Genomic DNA, 19,663 nt, shown 5'->3' on the forward strand with positions numbered 1-19,663 from the left:
AATACAATACTTTTATCGTCCAAAAGTAATAAATGCTAGCCAATAAAACAGAACTTAAATGCCATTAGAAGATTTTTTATTTTATTTTCAAATAGGCTGGTCACACATGGTGAGCTTTGATGCACTCGATCATCAATTGTTTATTCTGAGTTTAATAGCCATATACACTCTTTCCGATATTAAAAAAATTATTATACTAGTTACCGCCTTCACCATCGGTCATTCGATAACTTTAGTTTTAAGCGTAATAGATGTTTTTCGCTTGCAAAGCAACTGGGTTGAATTTTTAATCCCGTGTACTATTGTTATTACAGCGTTGAGTAATATTACAAAAATAAAATATAGAACCAATTTAACTACTATTAAATACTTTTTAGCAATGGGTTTTGGATTAATCCACGGTATGGGTTTTGCAAATACCATACGCATGATTTTGGCTAAAGATCAAATTATTGGATGGGGTTTATTGGGTTTTAATATAGGTTTGGAAATTGGGCAATTATTTTTTGTAGCCTTTCTTCTATTTTTTACAACATTAGCTCTGAAATACTTTAAAGTAAAAAAATCCAATTGGGTATTATTTATTTCCGTTGCCATATTTAGTCTGTCATTACAAATGGCTATAAAACGAATTCCTTTAAATTAATAATAATAATAATAATAATAATGAACAAATTTACAAAAACAGTGTTGCTGATGACTTTTATAAGTCAGGTAACAATGGGACAAAATATTTTAAATAATCCGGGAAGTAATCACGGAAATAAGTTTGAACAGTTGGGAAGTATTTTAACAACTCCCAATGAACAGCGCACTGCAAGCGGGGCTCCTGGTGCTAAATACTGGCAACAACGCGCGGATTATAACATTAACTGCGAACTAGACGAAAAAAACTTGACTTTAATCGGAAGTGAAACTATTACTTACTTTAATAATTCACCTGATGTATTGACCTACGTTTGGTTACAACTTGATGAGAATGAGCACAACAATTTAAAAAATGCCAACTATCAAAGCGCAAGTATTATGCCTACAAAAAGCAACAACACTTTGGTAGACAATAATTTAGAAAGTAAAAATCCAAACGACAACGGTGCGGGAATTAACATAGTAAATTTAACCGATGCTACAGGGAAAAAATTAAAATATACTATTAACAAAACAATGATGCGCATAGAAATTCCTGAATTAAAATCAGGACAGCAATTTGTTTTTAATGTTGATTGGAATTACAAAATTACAAATCGTATTGCAGATGGAGGCCGAGGAGGCTATGAGTTTTTTCCAAACGAAAAAAATTATATTTTTACAATGTCACAATGGTATCCTCGCTTGTGTGTATACAGCGATTTTCAAGGATGGCAAAACCATCAATTTACTGGAAGAGGTGAATTTGCATTAACTTTTGGTAATTTTAATGTAAAAATGACCGTTCCAGCCAATCATATCATTACTTCAACTGGGGAATGTACCAATTATAATACTGTATTAACACCCTTACAATTAGCTCGTTACCAAAAAGCACAAACAGCAACTACACCTTTAGAAGTAGTTACATTGGAAGAAGCCCTACTATCGGAACAAAACAATACAAATGCTAAAAAAACATGGATATATAAAGCCAACAATGTGCGAGATTTTGCTTGGGGTTCTTCTCCAAAATTTGTCTGGGATGCTATGTCACTAAGCATAAAAGACAAAAAAGTAATGTGCATGAGTTTTTACGGCAAAGAAGCTTATGGCTTGTATCGGAAATTTTCGACTCATGCTGTTGCACATTCTATAAAAACATATTCCGATTTTACAATCCCATATCCATATCCTGTAGCTCAAAGTGTAGAAGCAGCCAACGGCATGGAATATCCAATGATTTGTTTCAACTATGGCCGTACAAGTGCCGATGGCTCTTATAGTGAAAGTACTAAAAACGGAATGCTTGGAGTAATAATACACGAAGTAGGCCACAACTTTTTTCCCATGATAATAAACAGTGACGAACGCCAATGGAGTTGGATGGATGAAGGATTGAACTCATTTGTAGAATATTTAACAGAAGAACTTTGGGACAATAAATTCCCAAGTAAAAAAGGTCCCGCTTATACAATTGTAAATTACATGAAATTGCCTAAAGATCAATTAGAGCCAATTATGTCGAACTCTGAAAATATTATAAACTTCGGCCCTAATGCCTATTCTAAACCAGCTACTGGATTGAATATATTGCGTGAAACAATTATGGGAAGAGAATTATTTGATTATGCTTTTAAAGAATACGCAAAACGTTGGGCGTTTAAACATCCTACACCTGCTGATTTTTTTCGAACTATGGAAGACGCTAGCGCAGAAGATTTAGATTGGTTTTGGAGAGGATGGTTTTATGGTACAGATCCTTGTGACATTGCTCTAGAAAGTGTGAAATTTGCAAAAGCAGACTACACTCCCGTTGCTGTTGAAGATAAAAGAGATAGAAAGAACCGTAACGATAAACCAATGATTAATACTTTTGAAGATATTTCAAAAATTAGAAATCGCACTTCAAATGATTTGAAATTCTATACTGATATTGATTTAGATGCTAGAGATTTCTATTGGAAGTATGCACGTGGTTTGGTTGAAATAGATTCTACTTTGATACTGAAAAAAATGCCAGATCCTGAAATTTTACCCGCCGAAGAATTTACTGCCGAAGAAAAAGAAAAATATAGCAATATGTTCTTTTATGAACTTAACTTTGCCAACAAAGGAGGATTAGTTATGCCAATTATCGTTGAATTCACATTTAAAGATGGAACACAATTAATTGATAAAATTCCTGCGCAAATTTGGAGGCTTAATGAATTAAAAACATCAAAATTTTATGTGCATGACAAAGAGGTGGCTTCTATAAAATTAGATCCAATGCTCGAAACCGCTGATATAGATGTAAATAATAATGTTTGGGGAGCAGATACAGTTGAGCCATCGAAATTACAAATGTTTAAAGCACGTAATGGAGCTAAACCGGCTAGAGGACAATCAGCTGGACAAAACCCTATGCAGTTGGAAAAGAAATAGAAACACTATTTTTCTCATAAAATAAAAAAGCTGTACAACATTTATTTATTGTACAGCTTTTTTTATTTTCCTTTATTTATAACTTGAATCTAGCCTTCAATACTTATTCCATTTAAAAAAAGAGCAATGAATGATGCTTTTTTTTTAGAATACCAATAACCCAAATTCCATTAAAGTATTCACGGGTTTCGAATACCAAAACAATTCGAAATCTTCTAAATGAGTTTCAAAGTCGGATTTAATTTCTTGAAAACTATAGGTTTTAGCATTGGAAACCGAAATATTTTCGAGCATTTTTGCCAGCCATTCCCCTTCATTTTTGCCAGTTTGAATGGTAAAACTTTCTTTCTTGTCGTGAAAAGTCAAAGTCATCATTTCCCAAGAATTTCCTTTTTTGGATTTTGTGAAATATTCTACAATTGGCTTCCCTCCTAGCCAAATAATTTTTGCAGTTAGTTTTGTGTTAAATTCTTGATCTTCTTCCAAAGCATTGGCAATAAAATCGGGACGGACTTTTGTTTTCGGGATTTTAAAGTCGAACCATTCCTGCAATTCGTAGTCAAAGCAAATCCTGTGCATAAAATTGAATAAGGATTTCTTTAATCCAAAACTGAATTTGTCGTGATCAATTCCTGTTTTATCAACATAATTAATATCATTATTTGCGAAAGTTCCAATAATTTCTGTTTCTTTCACAACACCAAATTTCTCCGGATGCATTCCCACAGGACTGTGCGCCGTCATCGCAAATTGATGCCAAAAACCCGATTGCAAAACGCCAATTTCAAACAATTGTCGCACAATTTCTAGACTGTCTATCGTTTCCTGAACCGTTTGCGTTGGATAACCATACATCAAATAAGCGTGAACCATAATTCCGGCATCGGTAAAATTTCTAGTGACTTTTGCTACTTGTTCCACCGTCACGCCTTTGTCAATTAGTTCCAATAATCGGTCCGAAGCGACTTCTAGCCCACCAGAAACGGCGATACATCCCGAAGCTTTAAGTAGTAAGCATAAATCTCTTGTGAAACTTTTCTCAAATCGAATGTTCGTCCACCAAGTGACTGATAATTTCCTGCGAAGAATTTCGAGTGCCAGAGCGCGCATCAAAGCTGGAGGAGCTGCTTCATCTACAAAATGAAACCCATTTTGTCCTGTTTGCGCTATCATTTCTTCCATTCGATCACACAGTAAATTGGCTGCAATAGGTTCGTAAATTTTAATATAATCTAATGAAATATCGCAAAATGTGCATTTCCCCCAATAACAACCGTGAGCCATCGTGAGTTTGTTCCATCGACCGTCACTCCACATTCGGTGCATTGGATTCACAATTTCAATTACCGAAATGTATTTATCCAAAAGCAAATCCGAATAATCGGGTGTACCAACTTCTGATTGTTTATAGTCACTTCTTGTGGAATTGTTTTTATAAACTACTTTGTCGTTTTCAAGAAGGAAAGTTCTCTTGAATTCCCCTTCGACAAGCTTAGGTTGACAAACGGCTTCGAATAATAGTTCTACTGGTAATTCGCCATCATCCAAAGTGATATAATCGAAGAACTCGAAAACGCGAGCATCCGAAAGCGAACGCAATTCGGTATTAGGAAATCCGCCACCCATAGCAATTTTGATGTTTGCATGGTGTTTTTTTACATATTGAGCAGAACGAAAAGCTGCATATAAATTCCCCGGGAAAGGAACCGAAATCAAGAATAATTCGGGTTGGATGGTTTCTATTTTTGCTGCCAGAATCGAAATTAAAATATTGTCAATATAAGTAGGTTCTTCTTGTAAAGCCAAATATATTTCGTCGAAAGAATTAGCGCTTCTGCCCAAACGTTCCGCATACCGGCTGAACCCAAAATTAGCATCGACACAATCCACAATGAAATCCGAAATATCTTCGAGATATAGAGTGGCCAAATGTTTGGCTTTATCCTGCGTTCCCATTGTTCCGAAAGCCCAATCAGTATCTTCGAGTTGCGCAAACCGAGATGCTTCCGGCAAGAAATCTTCCTGACAAATTTGCAATGCCAATGTTGGATTTTTACCTTGTAAAAAAGAAATAACACCATCAATCGTTTTAATATATTCGTCTTGTAAAGCTAAAATACGGGAGGAATTATCCGAAATTTCGGAAACTTCAAACTTTAAACTTTTAACTTTAAACAAATTTTGAAGTCCTTCCTTCGAAAATAATTTTAAAATCACTTCTATACCCAAATCTGCTTGTGTTGCTGGAATATTTTTGGTGTTCAGAAAACCTTTGATATAAGCCGTTGCCGGATACGGTGTATTCAGTTGGGTAAACGGTGGCGTGATTATAAATACGTTGGTTTTCAAAGGAAATTGATTTGTGCAAAAATAACTGCAAAAAATAACTTTATTGCTTTTATCATTAAAAACTATTCACTTGAACATTTTTAATTAATAAAGTATCGCATCAAAACCGATGCTCCCTTTTTCTAATTGCCAAAAGTGCCAAGAAAGAAATCAACGCAGCAACCGATAAATAATACCCAACATATCCAATTCCGTACTTTGTCGCCAACCAAATAGCAATCAATGGCGCAAAAGAAGCGCCCAATATTCCGGCCAAATTAAAGGTTAAGGACGCTCCAGAATACCGAACTTCAGTTGGAAACAACTCCGATAAAAAAGTTCCTAGTGGCCCATAAGTAAACCCCATTAATCCCATTCCTAAACAGATGAAAGTGGTAATTAAAAAAGTACTTCCGGAATCCATAAAATAAGAGAAACTGAGACCAAACAGTCCAATTGCCAATGAAACGATCAACAAGACCAATCGTCTTCCGAAACGATCCGCAAATACTGCCGAAAGTGGAATTCCTATTACAAAAAACAAGATGGCAAATAGTTCAATAATCAAAAAATCACGACGGCTGAACCCTAAATGGGTTGTCGCCCAGCTCAAACTAAAAACGGTCATTAAATAAAAAGTGGCAAAGGTTGCGACTGCTGTAAAAGTTCCAAAAATCAATTCCCATTTATAGGATTTTAAAATAGTAAGCAAGGGAATTTGAACTTGCTTTTTAGCTTCTAAAGATTGCACAAAAGAAGGTGTCTCTGTAATTTTCATACGTATGTAAAAACCAACACCAACCAATAACGAACTAGCAATAAAAGGAATTCTCCATCCAAAATCAAAAAACTGTTCGTTGGTCAATGTATCGCTCAACAAAAGGAAAGTTCCTCCAGAAAGCAACAAACCTATTGGCGCTCCAAGCTGAGGAAACATTCCGTACCAAGCTCGTTTTCCGGGAGGTGCGTTTTCAATTGCCAATAAAACGGCTCCACCCCATTCGCCACCCAAACCAAGACCTTGGCCAAAACGGCAAAGCATCAATAATAATGGTGCCGCTATTCCGATACTATGATAAGTAGGCAATAATCCAATACAAACTGTAGAAATCCCCATCGTCAATAACGCCGCAACAAGCGTAGCTTTTCTACCTATTTTGTCTCCAAAATGCCCAAAAACAGCCGAACCAATTGGTCTAGCGAAAAAGGCAATAGAAAAAGTGGCCAAGGATTCAATGGTGGAAGTGGTAGGATCAGATCCTGGAAAAAATAATTGCGGAAATACCAAAACCGCTGCATTTGCATAAATATAAAAATCAAAAAACTCGATGGTAGTACCAATTAAACTGCCAAAAAGAACGTGTTTTAATGAGTTATTTTTTTTTGGATTGAGATTCTCTTTCATAGAATTATTATAATATTTGGATAAAAATGATATTAATATTCGAAAGTAACAAATATTTAGTTCCAATAATTTTTGGTATTTTTACTCAAAATAAAATTCATTATGCCAAACGACTGTATAAGCTATCAAAATTCAGGTTATTTCTCTACTTTGATGGATGATTATTTAGATCAAAAATCTAATTTAAAATCACTTTACAATAGGTTTCCAAGTCTTGAAAATTTTGAAGGACAAATCATTGAAAAAAAAATAAATTTCAATGGCAATGACAATGGCAATGAAAAAAGAAAAATTTTAGTTAAGGTACTAGAAAAACAATATGATAAAATAAATACTTATACCACAACCTTAAACAACATTAAACTTTTAAACGATTCAAACACCTTTACAATTACAACCGGTCATCAGCTGAATTTACTTTCGGGTCCTTTGTATTTTTTGTACAAAATAATTTCGACCATTAATTTAGCCAAGGAATTAAAAGCGAAATATTCTGTTTATAACTTCGTTCCTGTTTATTGGATGGCAACCGAAGACCACGATTTTGAAGAAATCAATTATTTCAATTTCAAGGGTCGAAAGTTTCGTTGGAACAAAGAAAGTACGGGGCCAGTTGGAAGATTATCAACCGAAGGTTTGTCCGATTTTTTTGAAGTTTACGCCCGTGAACTGAGTACCGGAACGAATGCCGAGGCAATCAAGAAACTTTTTCAGGAATCGTATCTAAACCATTCCACTTTGGCCGAAGCGACTCTCCATTTGGCTAATGCACTTTTTGGGGAATACGGATTGGTCATTCTCGATGCCGACAATCAAGAATTAAAACGGACTTTTATTCCTTATATGAAGGAAGAATTGGTTCAGCAAACTTCCTGTAAAAAAGTCCTTGAAACCACCGAAAAACTAAAAAACTACACCATTCAAGTCAATCCCCGTGAAATCAATTTATTTTACTTGGATAATAATTTACGGGAACGTATTATTCGTGAAAAAGAAAAATACACGGTAAACAATACAAAAATGGAGTTCTCGGAGAGTGAAATTTTAGAATTGCTTGAAAATCATCCCGAAAAATTCAGCCCCAACGTGATTATGCGTCCCTTGTATCAAGAAATCATTTTACCCAATTTGTGCTACATTGGCGGAGGAGGAGAAATTGCCTATTGGTTGGAACTGAAATCTTTTTTCGATGCCGTGAAGGTAACTTTCCCAATACTATTACTTCGGAATTCGGCGCTTTTAACAACCGAAAAACAAACCAAAAAAGCAGACAAACTGGGATTAAATTGGAGCGATTTATTTTCGAAACAAAGTAAATTGACAAACAAAAAAACAGCACAATTATCGAAATTTCCCATCGATTTTTCAACTCAAAAAGAATTTCTAGGAAAGCAATTTGAGGTTCTTTTAGAATTGGCAAAAAAAACCGACAAATCCTTTGAAGGTGCTGTGAAAGCTCAGGAAGCCAAACAAATAAAAGGCTTAAAAAACCTTGAAAAACGTTTGCTAAAAGCACAAAAGCGAAAGTATTCCGAGGAGCTGAAACAAATTATTGACTTACAAAACGAATTGTTCCCTAATAAAAGTTTGCAAGAACGACAAGCTAATTTTTCGGAATTTTATTTAGAAAACGGAGAGGATTTAATCCCTCTTTTAATAAAGCAACTTAAGCCGTTAAATACGAATTTCGATATTATACACATATAAACTTATTTTAAAGTCTAAAATTTAAAAATAACCGTATTATAAACAAAACAAAAAAAACAATACTATTGTTGATTTATTAAAAAATATCCGTAAAAAAGTCTATTTTTGCACCCAATTTAAAAAATAAAAAATGGCTACAAATAGAACTTTTACAATGATTAAACCTGATGGTGTCGAAAATGGACATGTCGGAAATATACTGGCAATGATAACAAATGCTGGTTTCAAAATCGTTTCATTAAAATTAACCCAATTGACATTAGCAGATGCACGCGCCTTTTACGCCGTTCACTCAGCAAGACCTTTCTACGGGGAATTGGTGGAATTTATGACACGTGGCCCTATAGTTGCCGCGATTCTAGAAAAAGAAAACGCTGTAGAAGATTTCAGAACATTGATTGGCACGACAAATCCAGCTGACGCCGCAGAAGGAACTATACGAAAAGCGTATGCCACCTCAATGGGAGAAAACGCAGTTCATGGTTCTGACAGTGATGAAAATGCAGCTATCGAAGGCGCATTTCATTTTGCTGGAAGAGAGCAATTTTAATTTATGATTTTAGATTTTAGATTTGAAAATCGCACAAAATAGAAAATCCCGTTCCGATAAAAATCAGGACGGGATTTTTTTATTTATAATCCCATAAGTCTACGATTTTTATCTCAAAACAACATCCTTTACAACATCACGTCTTAATTCCTCATTTATCATCGTGACAATTTTAGTTTTGCCGTGGTTTAATTCCTCCCGCAAAACTGCCGAAGAAAGTTCGACATATAAAGTACTGCCTTTCAACACAACGTTTTTAGTATAATGATTCACTCCGTTTCCCATTAGATTTTTCCATGCTTCTTTAACATCTATTTGATCCATCCCAGGTTGCAGTCTGTTTACTTGGATGATTTGTTTCAAAACATCCCCAACAGTGCTTTGATTATTGAGTCTTTTTGCCATCGTTTAGAATATTTATTGATGCTACTTTCTTATAATGATATTCCTTTTTATCGGCATTTTTAAAGACTAATTGATCCTTATAAATTGCAATTAATTCCTCACTCCATTTTGCATAAGGAGTTATATAATAAAAAAACACTTTGTCATTTTCGAAACGTATATTTACATTTTCATAGGTGTCATTTACGACAAAAGTGCCGTCCAGTTGTGGCATTACTTTCTTCCTGAAACCCGTGTTATTTTTGTCAACTTGGAAATAATCATAACTCTGATTTATGGTGTAGTCTTTGTCATTTCCTTGGTCAAAAACCACTTTTTCAATTTCCCAATAGCCATTGATTTTTGATAAATCCGAAGGTTTTATCTTTTGCTGGCAAGAGATAAAAAGAAAAAAAAGAAAAAAAAGCCCAATTATATTTTTCATTCTACTATCTATTTTTTATTCTAATAATAAAACCCCAAATAAAGAAAGAAACACCAATTGTCAGCAAAAAAATATATAGAGAATTATTGTTATCTCGAAAAATATTCGCTAAAACAAACGAAATAATACTCACTAAATAGAGGTAAATTGGATTAATTTTTTTAAAATAAAAAAAATTCATTGGCTATTATTTAAAAAAACTATCTACAAATTCATATTTATTAAAAACCTGTAAATCTTCTATTCCTTCTCCTACTCCAATGTATTTCACAGGGATTTTAAATTGGTCCGAAATCCCGATAACAACTCCACCTTTGGCAGTTCCGTCAAGTTTTGTAACCGCAAGCGAAGTTACTTCGGTGGCAACGGTAAATTGTTTGGCCTGCTCGAAAGCATTTTGCCCGGTTGATCCGTCAAGAACTAATAACACATCATGAGGCGCATCGATAACTACTTTTTGCATCACGCGTTTTACTTTTGTCAATTCGTTCATCAAGTTGATTTTATTGTGCAAACGACCGGCAGTATCAATGATGACGATATCGGCATTTTGTGCAACAGCAGATTGCAAGGTATCAAAAGCCACGGAGGCCGGATCACTTCCCATATTTTGTCTTACCAATGGAACGCCTACTCTATCGGCCCAAACTTGCAATTGGTCAATCGCCGCAGCTCGAAAAGTATCGGCTGCACCAAGTACCACTTTGTATCCTTGATTTTTAAATTGGTGTGCCAGTTTGCCAATGGTGGTGGTTTTTCCAACACCGTTTACACCAACAACCATCAAAACATAGGGTTTCGTGCTAATAGGAATTATAAATTCGGTGGCCTCGCCAGAATTAGTTTCCGAAAGCAAACCGGCAATTTCCTCCCGAAGAATTTGATTGAGTTCTTCCGTTCCAAGGAATTTATCTTCGGAAACTCGTTTTTCAATTCGAGTAATTATTTTAAGTGTGGTGTTTACGCCAACATCCGAGGAAACAAGAATTTCTTCCAAGTTGTCCAATACTTCATCGTCAACCTTTGATTTTCCAGCAACGGCCTTGGTCAGCTTTGAAAAGAAAGTTGTTTTTGATTTCTCTAAACCTTTGTCTAAAGTCTCCTTTTTTTCTAAAGAAAATATTTTTTTTAAAAAACTCATTTTATAAATAGTATTAAGAAAAAAAAATTAGCTCAAAAAACTAATGTGTTTTTCTAACGGTAAATATAGAAAATAAAAAAGCTACTTCCGAATGAAAGTAGCTTTTCTATAAAATGCCATTGTGAATTATTTCTTTTTCAAAAATTCATCAACTGCTTCAGGAGCCATGATAGATTCTACGAATGTATATGCGCCCGTTTTTGGAGATTTCACCATTTTAATGGCTTTTGATAATCTCTTAGAAGCTGTTTGTAAGGATGCTACGGTTTTCTTTGCCATGACTAATAATTATTTAATTTCTTTATGAACAGTTACACGTTTCAAGATTGGATTAAATTTTTTAATCTCTAACCTGTCTGGAGTGTTTTTTTTGTTCTTTGTTGTTATGTATCTTGAAGTTCCTGCAACACCTGTTGTTTTGTGTTCAGTACATTCTAAAATTACTTGTATTCTATTACCTTTTGCTTTCTTTGCCATCTTGATGTATATTTAGGAAGGGATTATTTAATAAATCCGCCTGCTTGTGCTTTTTTCAAAACTGCAGCGATTCCATTTTTGTTAATTGTTTTTACCGTAGATGCAGCTACTCTTAGAGTAATCCATCTGTCTTCTTCTGGAAGATAAAAACGCTTTTTAACTAAGTTTACAGAAAATTTTCTCTTAGTTTTATTCATAGCGTGAGAAACGTTATTTCCTACCATCGCTCTTTTACCTGTAAGTTCACAAACTCTTGACATTATTCTTATCTTTTATCGTTATTCAAAATCAGGGTGCAAAGAAAAGAAAAATAAACGGATGAAGCAAAAAATTAAAGCACATTTTTTAAAATTTCTTTCCGCAACATTTCCATACTCTTAATCACGGTTCTATCTATCACTTTTTCACGTGGTTGGCCAAAATTGAACTCCTCGACAATCACATTATTTGGCGTTGCCAATGCTATAAAAACGGCTCCGAGCTCCATATTTAAATCTCCTTTCGTTGGGCCGGCATTTCCCGTGGTGGCAATTGCATAATCCGTTTTCATTAGGTTTTTGACATTGATTGCCATTTGTTTTGCAACTTCGGCACTCACGATAGAATGTTCTTTTATCAAATTTTCAGAAACCCCTAAAACATTTATTTTAGTTTCAGTTGCATAGGAAACCACACTTCCTTTAAAATATTTTGAAGCGCCTGAAATCGAAGTAAAAACCTGAGCAATTTTTCCACCAGTGCAACTTTCAGCAGTCGAAATGGTTTTATTTTGTTGTTTTAAAAGGCGTCCCACAACAGTTTCAAGAGATTCGTCATCATCAAAACCCACAATAATGTCACCAATAATTTTTGTTAAGGAAACTATATTTTCTTCGATAGATTTTTCCAATAATTCCTTGTTGGTTCCTCTCGCCGAAAGGCGCAAACGAACTCGACCAGGATTTGGCAGATAAGCTAATTTGATGAATTCTGGTAAATTATTTTCCCACTTTTCAATGCGTTCTGCCACCAAGCTTTCGCCTTGACCATATGTCAAAATCGTTTTATGGATAATGTAGGGGCGTTGGTATTCTTGAACCACTTTAGGAATAATTTCGTTTTCAACTAAACATTTCATCTCGAAAGGAACTCCCGGAAGCGAAATAAATACGGTATTTTCTTTTTTCATCCACATTCCAGGCGCCGTCCCTACTTGATTGTGAAGAATGGTACATTTGGAAGGAACGAGCGATTGATCTTTGTTAATTTGAGTTATTGGACGTTTATAAAAACCCTCTATAAGTTGAGTTACGTGATGTAGAACTTTGACATCTACAACTAATTCGTCTTCAAAATAATCACAAAAAGTTTTCTTGGTAATGTCGTCTTTTGTCGGACCAAGTCCGCCTGTAATAATCACCAAATCAACCTTGTTTTGAAGCTTGGAAAATGTGTCTAGAATGTGTAGCTTGTTATCACTTATCGAAATAATTTCGTGAACTTCAACTCCAATTTTATCTAGCGATTTGGCGATAAAAGCGGAGTTTGTATCGACAATTTGTCCGATTAAAATTTCATCTCCAATGGTTATTATGGTTGCTTTCATTCTGATTTAAGATTTATTTAAACTTAAAAAAAGTAGTGACAACTTGGCTGTTGTCTCAAATTAAAAATGTGTTTTAGCCCTGATGGAAGCGGGAAGCTTTTTGCAGAAAATTGCTATTTTTTAAATAAAAAAGAGCGCCCAGCGGAAGCTCCTTTTTTATTTTTAGAAAAAAAAAGTGATTTTCAAAAAAACTTAAAACGTACAGCAGGATTAGCTTCTTATAAATCGAAATCTTTTTTCAATTCCTTAACGGCATCATTTACTTGATTCTTAATACTCTTAAAAGTTTCTTTGATTTCTTTCTTTTCGCCTTGGTTTTTTGTCCAAGCTTCTACTTGAAGAATTTCTTCGAAAGCCACGTTTAAACCAAGCAAATCGAGCGTTGGCTTTACTTTATGCGCAAAAGCATAAGCATGTTTATGATCTTTATTTTTGATTCCTTCCTTAATTTGAGACAAATCATCTGGAATTTCGGTGACAAATAACGTTACGATTTGCATAACAAATTCTGGATCGTTGTCTGAAAGTGCGTACGCTTTTGCTAGGTTGTAATGTAGTGCCATTATTTTATCTGTATTCTAAATAGTTTATTTCCCTCTAAAAATCCTTCTAAAACATCATCCGGTTTCACAACTGCTACTCCTTCTGGAGTTCCGGTAAAAATTATATCCCCAATTTTTAATGTGAAATATCGAGAAATAAATGAAATTAGTTCATCTATTTTCCACAACATATGACTGGCATTACTTTTTTGGACCGTTTTATTATTGTTGGTCAATTCAAAAGTAATATTTTCTAATGAATTAAATTGTTTTTTTGGCAAAAACTCACCTATGACTGCTGATCCGTCAAAAGCCTTCGCTTTTTCCCATGGCAATCCCTTCGATTTTAATTGATCTTGTACGTCACGAGCTGTAAAGTCTATTCCCACGCTGATTTCATCATAATACTTATGGGCAAACTTGGCTTCTATATGTTTTCCAACCTTGTTTATTCGTACTATAATTTCGATTTCGTGATGAATATCTTGCGAAAATTCAGGAATCACAAAAGGATGTTGCTTCAATAAAACTGCCGAATCGGGTTTCATAAAAATAACAGGCTCCGTTGGTCGTTCGTTATTCAACTCCTCTATATGATTGACATAATTCCTACCGATACAGATGATTTTCATTTTCTTAGATTCAAAAGTTAGTTCAATTTATTATTTAATTTTCTAAGTTTAATTGCGGTCAAAACTTTCTTGGTATAAAGCGGGAAATCTGCATTTTGAATCCAACTGAAATAACCTGGTTCCGTTTCCAAAACTTTATCTACTTTCACTCCTTTATGCTTCCCGAAGGCAAAAATCTCATCATCATCATCATCAAAAGCAATCATTCCTGCAAAATCGGCGATTTTTTTCCGGGTTGTAAATTCTGAAAGTGATTTTATATCGTTTACCAATTCAGGGTAACGATCTAATTGTGCTTTCATAATCTCGTAAGTCGCCATCGTATCCGCTTCCGCAGAATGGGCGTTTTCGATTTTTTTGTTGCAATAAAATTTTAAAGCAGCGCTCAATGTCCTTTCTTCCATTTTATGAAAAATGGTTTGCACATCGACTGAAACTCGGTTTTTCATGTCAAAATCTACTCCAGCACGAAGCAATTCTTCGGCCAATAACGGAATGTCAAAACGATCTGAATTATATCCTGCCAAATCTGAATCTTTAATCATATTATAAACCTGCGAAGCCAGCTCGTTGAAAGTGGGTTCGCTAGCTACTTTTTCATCACTGATTCCGTGAATAGCGGTTGATTGTGGCGGAATTGGGATTGTCGGATTGACTAACCACGTTTTACTTTCTTTGTTTCCGTTTGGAAAAACTTTAAATATTGATATTTCAACTATTCTATCTTTGGCAACATCAATTCCAGTGGTTTCGAGGTCGAAAAAACAAATTGGTTTATTAAGCTTGAGCTCCATCTATAAATTTTAGAATGACAAATATATCTTTTTGAACTTACCGTTCATCGATTATTTAAAAAAGTTTTGGACAAAAAAATTAAAATCCGAAAGTATATAAAAACATTGGGGTTTTATAATTTTAGAGTATATCAATAACTAGAAATTTCTATCTACATCAAATACTTCGAGATATTCAGCAACACGTTTCACGAAGCTTCCACCCAATGCACCATCAACAACACGGTGATCATAACTATGCGAAAGGAACATTTTTTGACGAATTCCTATAAAATCACCTTCAGGAGTTTCGATAACAGCGGGTACTTTACGTATTGCCCCTAGGGCTAGAATCCCCACTTGTGGCTGGTTAATAATTGGAGTCCCGAAAACACTTCCAAAAGTCCCAACATTGGTAACAGTATACGTTCCACCTTGTGTATCGTCTGGTTTTAATTTTCCTTGTTTAGCACGGTTTCCAAGATCGTTAACCGCTTTTGCCATTCCAACAAGATTCAACTGGTCGGCATTTTTAATAACCGGAACAATTAGGTTTCCACTAGGTAGTGAAGCTGCCATTCCAAGGTTTATATTTTTCTTTTTGATAATAAAATCCCCATCGACAGCTATATTCATCATAGGAAAATCCTTCAAGGCTTTGGCAACAGCCTCCATAAAAATTGGAGTGTACGTTAGCTTCTCACCTTCTCTTTTTTCGAAAGCTGATTTAACTTTATCTCTCCATTTTACAATATTCGTCACATCGACTTCGATAAACGATTGTACATGAGCCGAAGTTTGCACCGAAGACACCATATAACCCGCAATCAGCTTGCGCATTCTGTCCATTTCGATGATTTCGTCACCTCCGTTTACAGAAACTGGAGTTGCTTGTTGTATGATAGGAGCTAGTGTAGAAACAGCTGGCTCTTGACTCTTGGCTTTTGGTTCCGTTTTTCTGTCAGCGACAAATTTCAAAATATCCTCTTTCGTAACTCTTCCGTCTTTTCCGGAGCCAGAAATGTTTTCTAATTCCGCGACTAAAATCCCCTCTTCTTTGGCAATGTTTTTTACCAATGGAGAAAAGAATTTTTCGGAATCCAAGAAATTAGTTGGAGTAGAAATGGTTTCTTTGGTGACTTCAATCTTTTTTTCAATTGCTGTCACTTCAGCCGGAATAACAACTTCTTGATTCGCATTTTCTGAAACTGAATCGCCCTCCGTTTCAATAATGGCAATGGTTTGACCTACTTTAACTAAATCGTCTTTACCAAACAATTGCTCCACTAAAATTCCCGAAACTTCGCTTGGCACTTCGCTATCGACTTTGTCGGTGGCGATTTCAAGCACCGCTTCATCGGCTTCAATTTTATCACCAACTTGTTTCAACCAATTTGTGATGGTCGCTTCCGCAACGCTTTCCCCCATTTTTGGAAGTTTTAATTCAAATCTTGCCATATTGTTACCTATGAAGGTGGTTTTAAGTTTCTGCTTGCAAAATTAGTGATTATTTTTAGTTTTAACCACGAATTACACAAATATACATCTATTCAAATATCTTAAATTTTAACAACCTCTCCCCTATCAAAACTACTGTTGCTGCCAATAAGAAAATTAGAAGATTTATGAAGAATTTTAAACGTAAAACCCTTGTTTTTATTTATCTCGAAAGCTTGAATTATCGTTTTGTAATCAAGATAATTTTGGTCAAAAATAATTTCTGAGACACTATTTTCTGAAAATGATTTAAATATGTCTTGGATTCTAACTGGTGTTTGGAATTTATTTTTTAATTTTTCTCTCCAAATTTCATCCTCAGAAATCAAAACATAATTATCCGGCGATGATTTTGGTTTTGGTTTTCCTTGAAATAGTTTTACCAATAAAAAAAACACAATTCCCATTTTCATAAAAATAGAAAAGAAAAAGGATACTCGGAAATGCTTTTTATAGAAAAAACTCATCGCTTCCTGAAAACGTTTCATATACGTTCCGTCCTTAATTGTGCTTTCTCCTTTATAATGAATAACAGAAGTTTCGTGAAAATAATAGTTCGACTTTCCTTTTTTCAATGCCATATAACTCAAATCGATATCGTCTGAATACATAAAACAATTCTCGTCAAAACCACCTATTTCATTGTACAAATCCCGTTTCATCAACATAAAAGCACCAACAAGAATCTCAACTTTTCCAGTTTCATTTTCCGATAAATGACGGGCATAATATTTTCCGAATGCTTCCGGGAAAATTTTGTACACGCCCGTAATTTTTGTAAATGCAACCCAAGGGGATGGAATTCCTCGTTTGCTCTCTGGCAGGAAATTTCCAGTTCCGTCGATGAGTTTAACACCTACGATTCCTAAGTTATTTTGTTTTTTGGCGAAAGCCAACACTTTCAAAAAAGTATCTTCGGCAACCACCGTATCTGGATTTAGAATACAAATATATTCGCCTTTGGCAACCAAAACGCCAATATTGTTCCCTTTTGGAAAACCTGAATTTTCCTTGTTTTCGATTAGTTTGACGTTTGGAAAACGCTCTTTAATCATCGCGCAACTGTCATCAGAGGAATTATTATCGACGACAATAATCTCACCATCAATAGTATTTAAAGCGCTTTCGACGCTTAAAACACATTGCTCCAGAAAATAGCGAACGTTATAATTGAGAATGATGACGGATAGTTGCATTTTCCAAAGGTATATTTTAAGTTGCAAAGTTTAAAATCAAAAACCTTACTTTTGCAAAAAATTACACTTGTGAATTACTTATCAGTAGAAAATATTTCGAAATCTTTTGGAGAACGCACCCTTTTCAAAAACATTTCGTTTGGGATTAATAAAGACCAAAAAATTGCCTTTATAGCCAAAAATGGTTCCGGAAAAACCACCATAATGAATATTATTAATGGTTTTGACGAACCTGATACAGGACAAGTCGTACTTCGAAAAAGCATCCGAATGGCTTTCTTGTCCCAAGACAGTAAATTGCAAGACGAATTGACGATTGAAGAAAGCATTTTTGCATCGGATAACGAAACTTTGAAAGTGATTGAAGCTTACGAAAAAGCATTGGAAAATCCAGAAGATGAGGAAGCCTACCAAAAAGCTTTCGACGGAATGGACCAACATAATGCTTGGGATTTCGAAACGCAATACAAGCAAATTTTGTTCAAATTGAAGTTGGAAGACTTTAAGTTGAAGGTGAAAAACCTTTCCGGTGGACAGAAAAAACGTTTGTCATTGGCCATCATTTTAATTAATCGTCCCGACTTGTTGATTCTGGATGAACCCACGAATCACTTGGACTTGGAGATGATCGAATGGTTGGAAAGTTATTTTGCCAAAGAAAACATCACCTTGTTTATGGTGACGCACGACCGTTTCTTTTTGGAACGTGTTTGCAATGAAATCATCGAACTCGACAACGGAAAAATATACCAATACAAAGGAAATTATTCGTATTATTTAGAGAAAAAAGAGGAACGAATCGCCTCCGAAAATTCGAGTGTGGACAAAGCCCAAAACTTGTTCGTAAAAGAATTAGAATGGATGCGCCGTCAACCAAAAGCGAGAACTTGTAAGAGCAAATCGCGTCAGGATGATTTTTATGATATAAAGGAAAAAGCGCAAAGTCGCCGTCGCGAGAACGTGATCGAACTCGAAATTAATATGGAACGCATGGGAAGCAAGATTATAGAGCTTCACAAAATTTCTAAGAAATTTAAGGATCACGTGATTTTGGATAATTTCAATTTCGATTTTCAACGTGGCGAACGCATTGGAATCATTGGGAAAAATGGAACTGGAAAATCTACTTTTTTGAATTTGTTAACAGGGACTTTGCCTTTAGATTCTGGAAAAATAGTCGTTGGCGACACCATCAAAATAGGATATTATACCCAAAGCGGAATTAACCCAAAACCGGGACAGCGCGTGATTGATGTCATTAAGGAATACGGGGAATTTATTCCGTTGATGAAAGGCCGATTGATTTCGGCTTCACAATTGCTGGAACGTTTTCTTTTTGACTCGAAAAAACAATACGATTTTGTCGAAAAACTGAGCGGTGGCGAGTTAAAACGTTTGTATTTGTGTACCGTTTTAATCCAAAATCCGAACTTTTTGATTCTGGATGAACCCACGAATGATTTGGATATTGTGACCCTAAATGTCTTGGAAAGTTTTCTTTTGGATTTTCCGGGTTGCTTGCTGGTAGTTTCGCATGACCGTTACTTTATGGATAAAATTGTTGATAATTTATTTGTTTTTAGAGGACAGGGAGAAATAGAAAATTTTCCAGGAAATTACTCTGATTTCAGGGCTTATGAAGACAGTGCCGATGTTGCTCAAAAAGAAGACAACAAGTCCGAAAAGAAAGACTGGAAACAGAACAATCCAACAGGAAACCTGACGTTCAATGAGCAAAAGGAATTTCAGAAGATAGAAAGAGAAATCAAAGATTTAGAAATCGAAAAAGCCAAAATCGAACAACTTTTTTCTGACGGAAAAGTAGCCGATGCGGATATTTCGGCCAAAGCGAAAGAACTGGAAAAAATCAACATTAAAATTGAAAATCGAGAAGAACGATGGTTTGAACTTTCTGCCAAGATTGAGGGATAAATAACTATTTCGAAA

19 protein-coding genes are annotated in these 19,663 nt (G+C 35.0%); 5 read left to right on the plus strand and 14 right to left on the minus strand.

Features of this window, described 5'->3' with window-relative positions; translation table 11 throughout:
* Positions 1 to 58 precede the first annotated feature (58 nt).
* Both AABM59_RS06205 and AABM59_RS06210 read left to right on the plus strand, forming a co-directional pair.
* Entirely contained in the window at positions 59 to 646 is a 588-nt protein-coding gene (locus AABM59_RS06205; protein ID WP_338408112.1) for a HupE/UreJ family protein, read from the plus strand.
* A gap of 20 nt (positions 647 to 666) precedes the next feature.
* Positions 667 to 3,054, plus strand: coding sequence for a M1 family metallopeptidase (locus tag AABM59_RS06210; RefSeq protein WP_338408113.1), 2,388 nt, complete (start codon positions 667 to 669; stop codon positions 3,052 to 3,054).
* Positions 3,055 to 3,198: 144 nt separating this feature from the next.
* Here AABM59_RS06210 and AABM59_RS06215 read toward each other — a convergent pair whose 3' ends face one another.
* The gene (locus AABM59_RS06215; protein WP_338408114.1) at positions 3,199 to 5,403 is read right to left on the minus strand and encodes a B12-binding domain-containing radical SAM protein; all 2,205 of its coding nucleotides are present in this window, start codon (positions 5,401 to 5,403) and stop codon (positions 3,199 to 3,201) included.
* 100 nt (positions 5,404 to 5,503) lie between these two features.
* On the minus strand, positions 5,504 to 6,787 hold the full coding sequence (locus tag AABM59_RS06220) for an MFS transporter (protein WP_338408115.1): 1,284 nt from the start codon (positions 6,785 to 6,787) through the stop codon (positions 5,504 to 5,506).
* A gap of 102 nt (positions 6,788 to 6,889) precedes the next feature.
* On the opposite strand from AABM59_RS06220, the gene bshC reads away from it, so the two are divergent.
* Positions 6,890 to 8,494, plus strand: a complete 1,605-nt coding sequence (gene bshC / locus AABM59_RS06225; protein ID WP_338408116.1) for a bacillithiol biosynthesis cysteine-adding enzyme BshC — start codon at positions 6,890 to 6,892, stop codon at positions 8,492 to 8,494.
* A 130-nt stretch (positions 8,495 to 8,624) separates the two neighbouring features.
* Entirely contained in the window at positions 8,625 to 9,044 is a 420-nt protein-coding gene (locus AABM59_RS06230; RefSeq protein WP_338408117.1) for a nucleoside-diphosphate kinase, read from the plus strand.
* Between the two features lie 108 nt (positions 9,045 to 9,152).
* Here AABM59_RS06230 and AABM59_RS06235 read toward each other — a convergent pair whose 3' ends face one another.
* The 12 genes from AABM59_RS06235 to AABM59_RS06290 form a co-directional block, all read right to left on the minus strand.
* Positions 9,153 to 9,449, minus strand: a complete 297-nt coding sequence (locus tag AABM59_RS06235) for a DUF721 domain-containing protein (protein ID WP_338408118.1) — start codon at positions 9,447 to 9,449, stop codon at positions 9,153 to 9,155.
* Positions 9,430 to 9,873, minus strand: coding sequence for a hypothetical protein (locus tag AABM59_RS06240; RefSeq protein ID WP_338408119.1), 444 nt, complete (start codon positions 9,871 to 9,873; stop codon positions 9,430 to 9,432). Before AABM59_RS06240 ends, AABM59_RS06235 begins: the two co-directional genes overlap by 20 nt.
* A 187-nt stretch (positions 9,874 to 10,060) precedes the next feature.
* Positions 10,061 to 11,014: a signal recognition particle-docking protein FtsY gene (gene ftsY / locus AABM59_RS06245; RefSeq protein ID WP_338408120.1), complete on the minus strand. Its 954-nt coding sequence runs from the start codon at positions 11,012 to 11,014 to the stop codon at positions 10,061 to 10,063.
* A gap of 126 nt (positions 11,015 to 11,140) precedes the next feature.
* Positions 11,141 to 11,293, minus strand: a complete 153-nt coding sequence (locus AABM59_RS06250; RefSeq protein ID WP_066310049.1) for a DUF4295 domain-containing protein — start codon at positions 11,291 to 11,293, stop codon at positions 11,141 to 11,143.
* A gap of 9 nt (positions 11,294 to 11,302) precedes the next feature.
* The gene (gene rpmG / locus AABM59_RS06255; protein ID WP_103806173.1) at positions 11,303 to 11,491 is read right to left on the minus strand and encodes a 50S ribosomal protein L33; all 189 of its coding nucleotides are present in this window, start codon (positions 11,489 to 11,491) and stop codon (positions 11,303 to 11,305) included.
* A gap of 23 nt (positions 11,492 to 11,514) precedes the next feature.
* On the minus strand, positions 11,515 to 11,751 hold the full coding sequence (gene rpmB / locus AABM59_RS06260) for a 50S ribosomal protein L28 (protein WP_338408121.1): 237 nt from the start codon (positions 11,749 to 11,751) through the stop codon (positions 11,515 to 11,517).
* Positions 11,752 to 11,822: 71 nt separating this feature from the next.
* Positions 11,823 to 13,076, minus strand: a complete 1,254-nt coding sequence (locus AABM59_RS06265; RefSeq protein WP_338408122.1) for a competence/damage-inducible protein A — start codon at positions 13,074 to 13,076, stop codon at positions 11,823 to 11,825.
* A gap of 218 nt (positions 13,077 to 13,294) precedes the next feature.
* A complete protein-coding gene (locus tag AABM59_RS06270) occupies positions 13,295 to 13,639 on the minus strand; it encodes a histidine kinase (protein ID WP_338408123.1) in 345 nt (114 codons plus the stop codon).
* A complete protein-coding gene (locus tag AABM59_RS06275) occupies positions 13,639 to 14,250 on the minus strand; it encodes a fumarylacetoacetate hydrolase family protein (RefSeq protein ID WP_338408124.1) in 612 nt (203 codons plus the stop codon). Before AABM59_RS06275 ends, AABM59_RS06270 begins: the two co-directional genes overlap by 1 nt.
* 17 nt (positions 14,251 to 14,267) lie before the next feature.
* Complete coding sequence (locus AABM59_RS06280) at positions 14,268 to 15,044, minus strand: 3'-5' exonuclease (protein WP_338408125.1); 777 nt, start codon at positions 15,042 to 15,044, stop codon at positions 14,268 to 14,270.
* Positions 15,045 to 15,182: 138 nt separating this feature from the next.
* A complete protein-coding gene (locus AABM59_RS06285; protein ID WP_338408126.1) occupies positions 15,183 to 16,481 on the minus strand; it encodes a dihydrolipoamide acetyltransferase family protein in 1,299 nt (432 codons plus the stop codon).
* A gap of 101 nt (positions 16,482 to 16,582) precedes the next feature.
* Positions 16,583 to 17,716 (minus strand): glycosyltransferase family 2 protein, encoded by a 1,134-nt coding sequence (locus AABM59_RS06290; RefSeq protein ID WP_338408127.1) that lies wholly within the window; start codon positions 17,714 to 17,716, stop codon positions 16,583 to 16,585.
* A 69-nt stretch (positions 17,717 to 17,785) separates the two neighbouring features.
* On the opposite strand from AABM59_RS06290, the gene AABM59_RS06295 reads away from it, so the two are divergent.
* On the plus strand, positions 17,786 to 19,648 hold the full coding sequence (locus AABM59_RS06295) for an ABC-F family ATP-binding cassette domain-containing protein (RefSeq protein ID WP_338408168.1): 1,863 nt from the start codon (positions 17,786 to 17,788) through the stop codon (positions 19,646 to 19,648).
* Positions 19,649 to 19,663 lie beyond the last annotated feature (15 nt).

It is taken from the genome of uncultured Flavobacterium sp., from assembly GCF_963925185.1.
Lineage (GTDB): Bacteria > Bacteroidota > Bacteroidia > Flavobacteriales > Flavobacteriaceae > Flavobacterium.

What these genes read in the sequence shown, in the direction of transcription:
- AABM59_RS06205 (WP_338408112.1), top strand. Translation starts at nt 59, where the DNA reads ATGCCATTAGAAGATTTTTTATTTTATTTTCAAATAGGCTGGTCACAC.
- AABM59_RS06210 (WP_338408113.1), top strand. Translation starts at nt 667, where the DNA reads ATGAACAAATTTACAAAAACAGTGTTGCTGATGACTTTTATAAGTCAG.
- AABM59_RS06220 (WP_338408115.1), bottom strand. Translation starts at nt 6,787, where the DNA reads ATGAAAGAGAATCTCAATCCAAAAAAAAATAACTCATTAAAACACGTT.
- bshC (WP_338408116.1), top strand. Translation starts at nt 6,890, where the DNA reads ATGCCAAACGACTGTATAAGCTATCAAAATTCAGGTTATTTCTCTACT.
- AABM59_RS06230 (WP_338408117.1), top strand. Translation starts at nt 8,625, where the DNA reads ATGGCTACAAATAGAACTTTTACAATGATTAAACCTGATGGTGTCGAA.
- AABM59_RS06235 (WP_338408118.1), bottom strand. Translation starts at nt 9,449, where the DNA reads ATGGCAAAAAGACTCAATAATCAAAGCACTGTTGGGGATGTTTTGAAA.
- AABM59_RS06240 (WP_338408119.1), bottom strand. Translation starts at nt 9,873, where the DNA reads ATGAAAAATATAATTGGGCTTTTTTTTCTTTTTTTTCTTTTTATCTCT.
- ftsY (WP_338408120.1), bottom strand. Translation starts at nt 11,014, where the DNA reads ATGAGTTTTTTAAAAAAAATATTTTCTTTAGAAAAAAAGGAGACTTTA.
- AABM59_RS06250 (WP_066310049.1), bottom strand. Translation starts at nt 11,293, where the DNA reads ATGGCAAAGAAAACCGTAGCATCCTTACAAACAGCTTCTAAGAGATTA.
- rpmG (WP_103806173.1), bottom strand. Translation starts at nt 11,491, where the DNA reads ATGGCAAAGAAAGCAAAAGGTAATAGAATACAAGTAATTTTAGAATGT.
- rpmB (WP_338408121.1), bottom strand. Translation starts at nt 11,751, where the DNA reads ATGTCAAGAGTTTGTGAACTTACAGGTAAAAGAGCGATGGTAGGAAAT.
- AABM59_RS06265 (WP_338408122.1), bottom strand. Translation starts at nt 13,076, where the DNA reads ATGAAAGCAACCATAATAACCATTGGAGATGAAATTTTAATCGGACAA.
- AABM59_RS06270 (WP_338408123.1), bottom strand. Translation starts at nt 13,639, where the DNA reads ATGGCACTACATTACAACCTAGCAAAAGCGTACGCACTTTCAGACAAC.
- AABM59_RS06275 (WP_338408124.1), bottom strand. Translation starts at nt 14,250, where the DNA reads ATGAAAATCATCTGTATCGGTAGGAATTATGTCAATCATATAGAGGAG.
- AABM59_RS06280 (WP_338408125.1), bottom strand. Translation starts at nt 15,044, where the DNA reads ATGGAGCTCAAGCTTAATAAACCAATTTGTTTTTTCGACCTCGAAACC.
- AABM59_RS06285 (WP_338408126.1), bottom strand. Translation starts at nt 16,481, where the DNA reads ATGGCAAGATTTGAATTAAAACTTCCAAAAATGGGGGAAAGCGTTGCG.
- AABM59_RS06290 (WP_338408127.1), bottom strand. Translation starts at nt 17,716, where the DNA reads ATGCAACTATCCGTCATCATTCTCAATTATAACGTTCGCTATTTTCTG.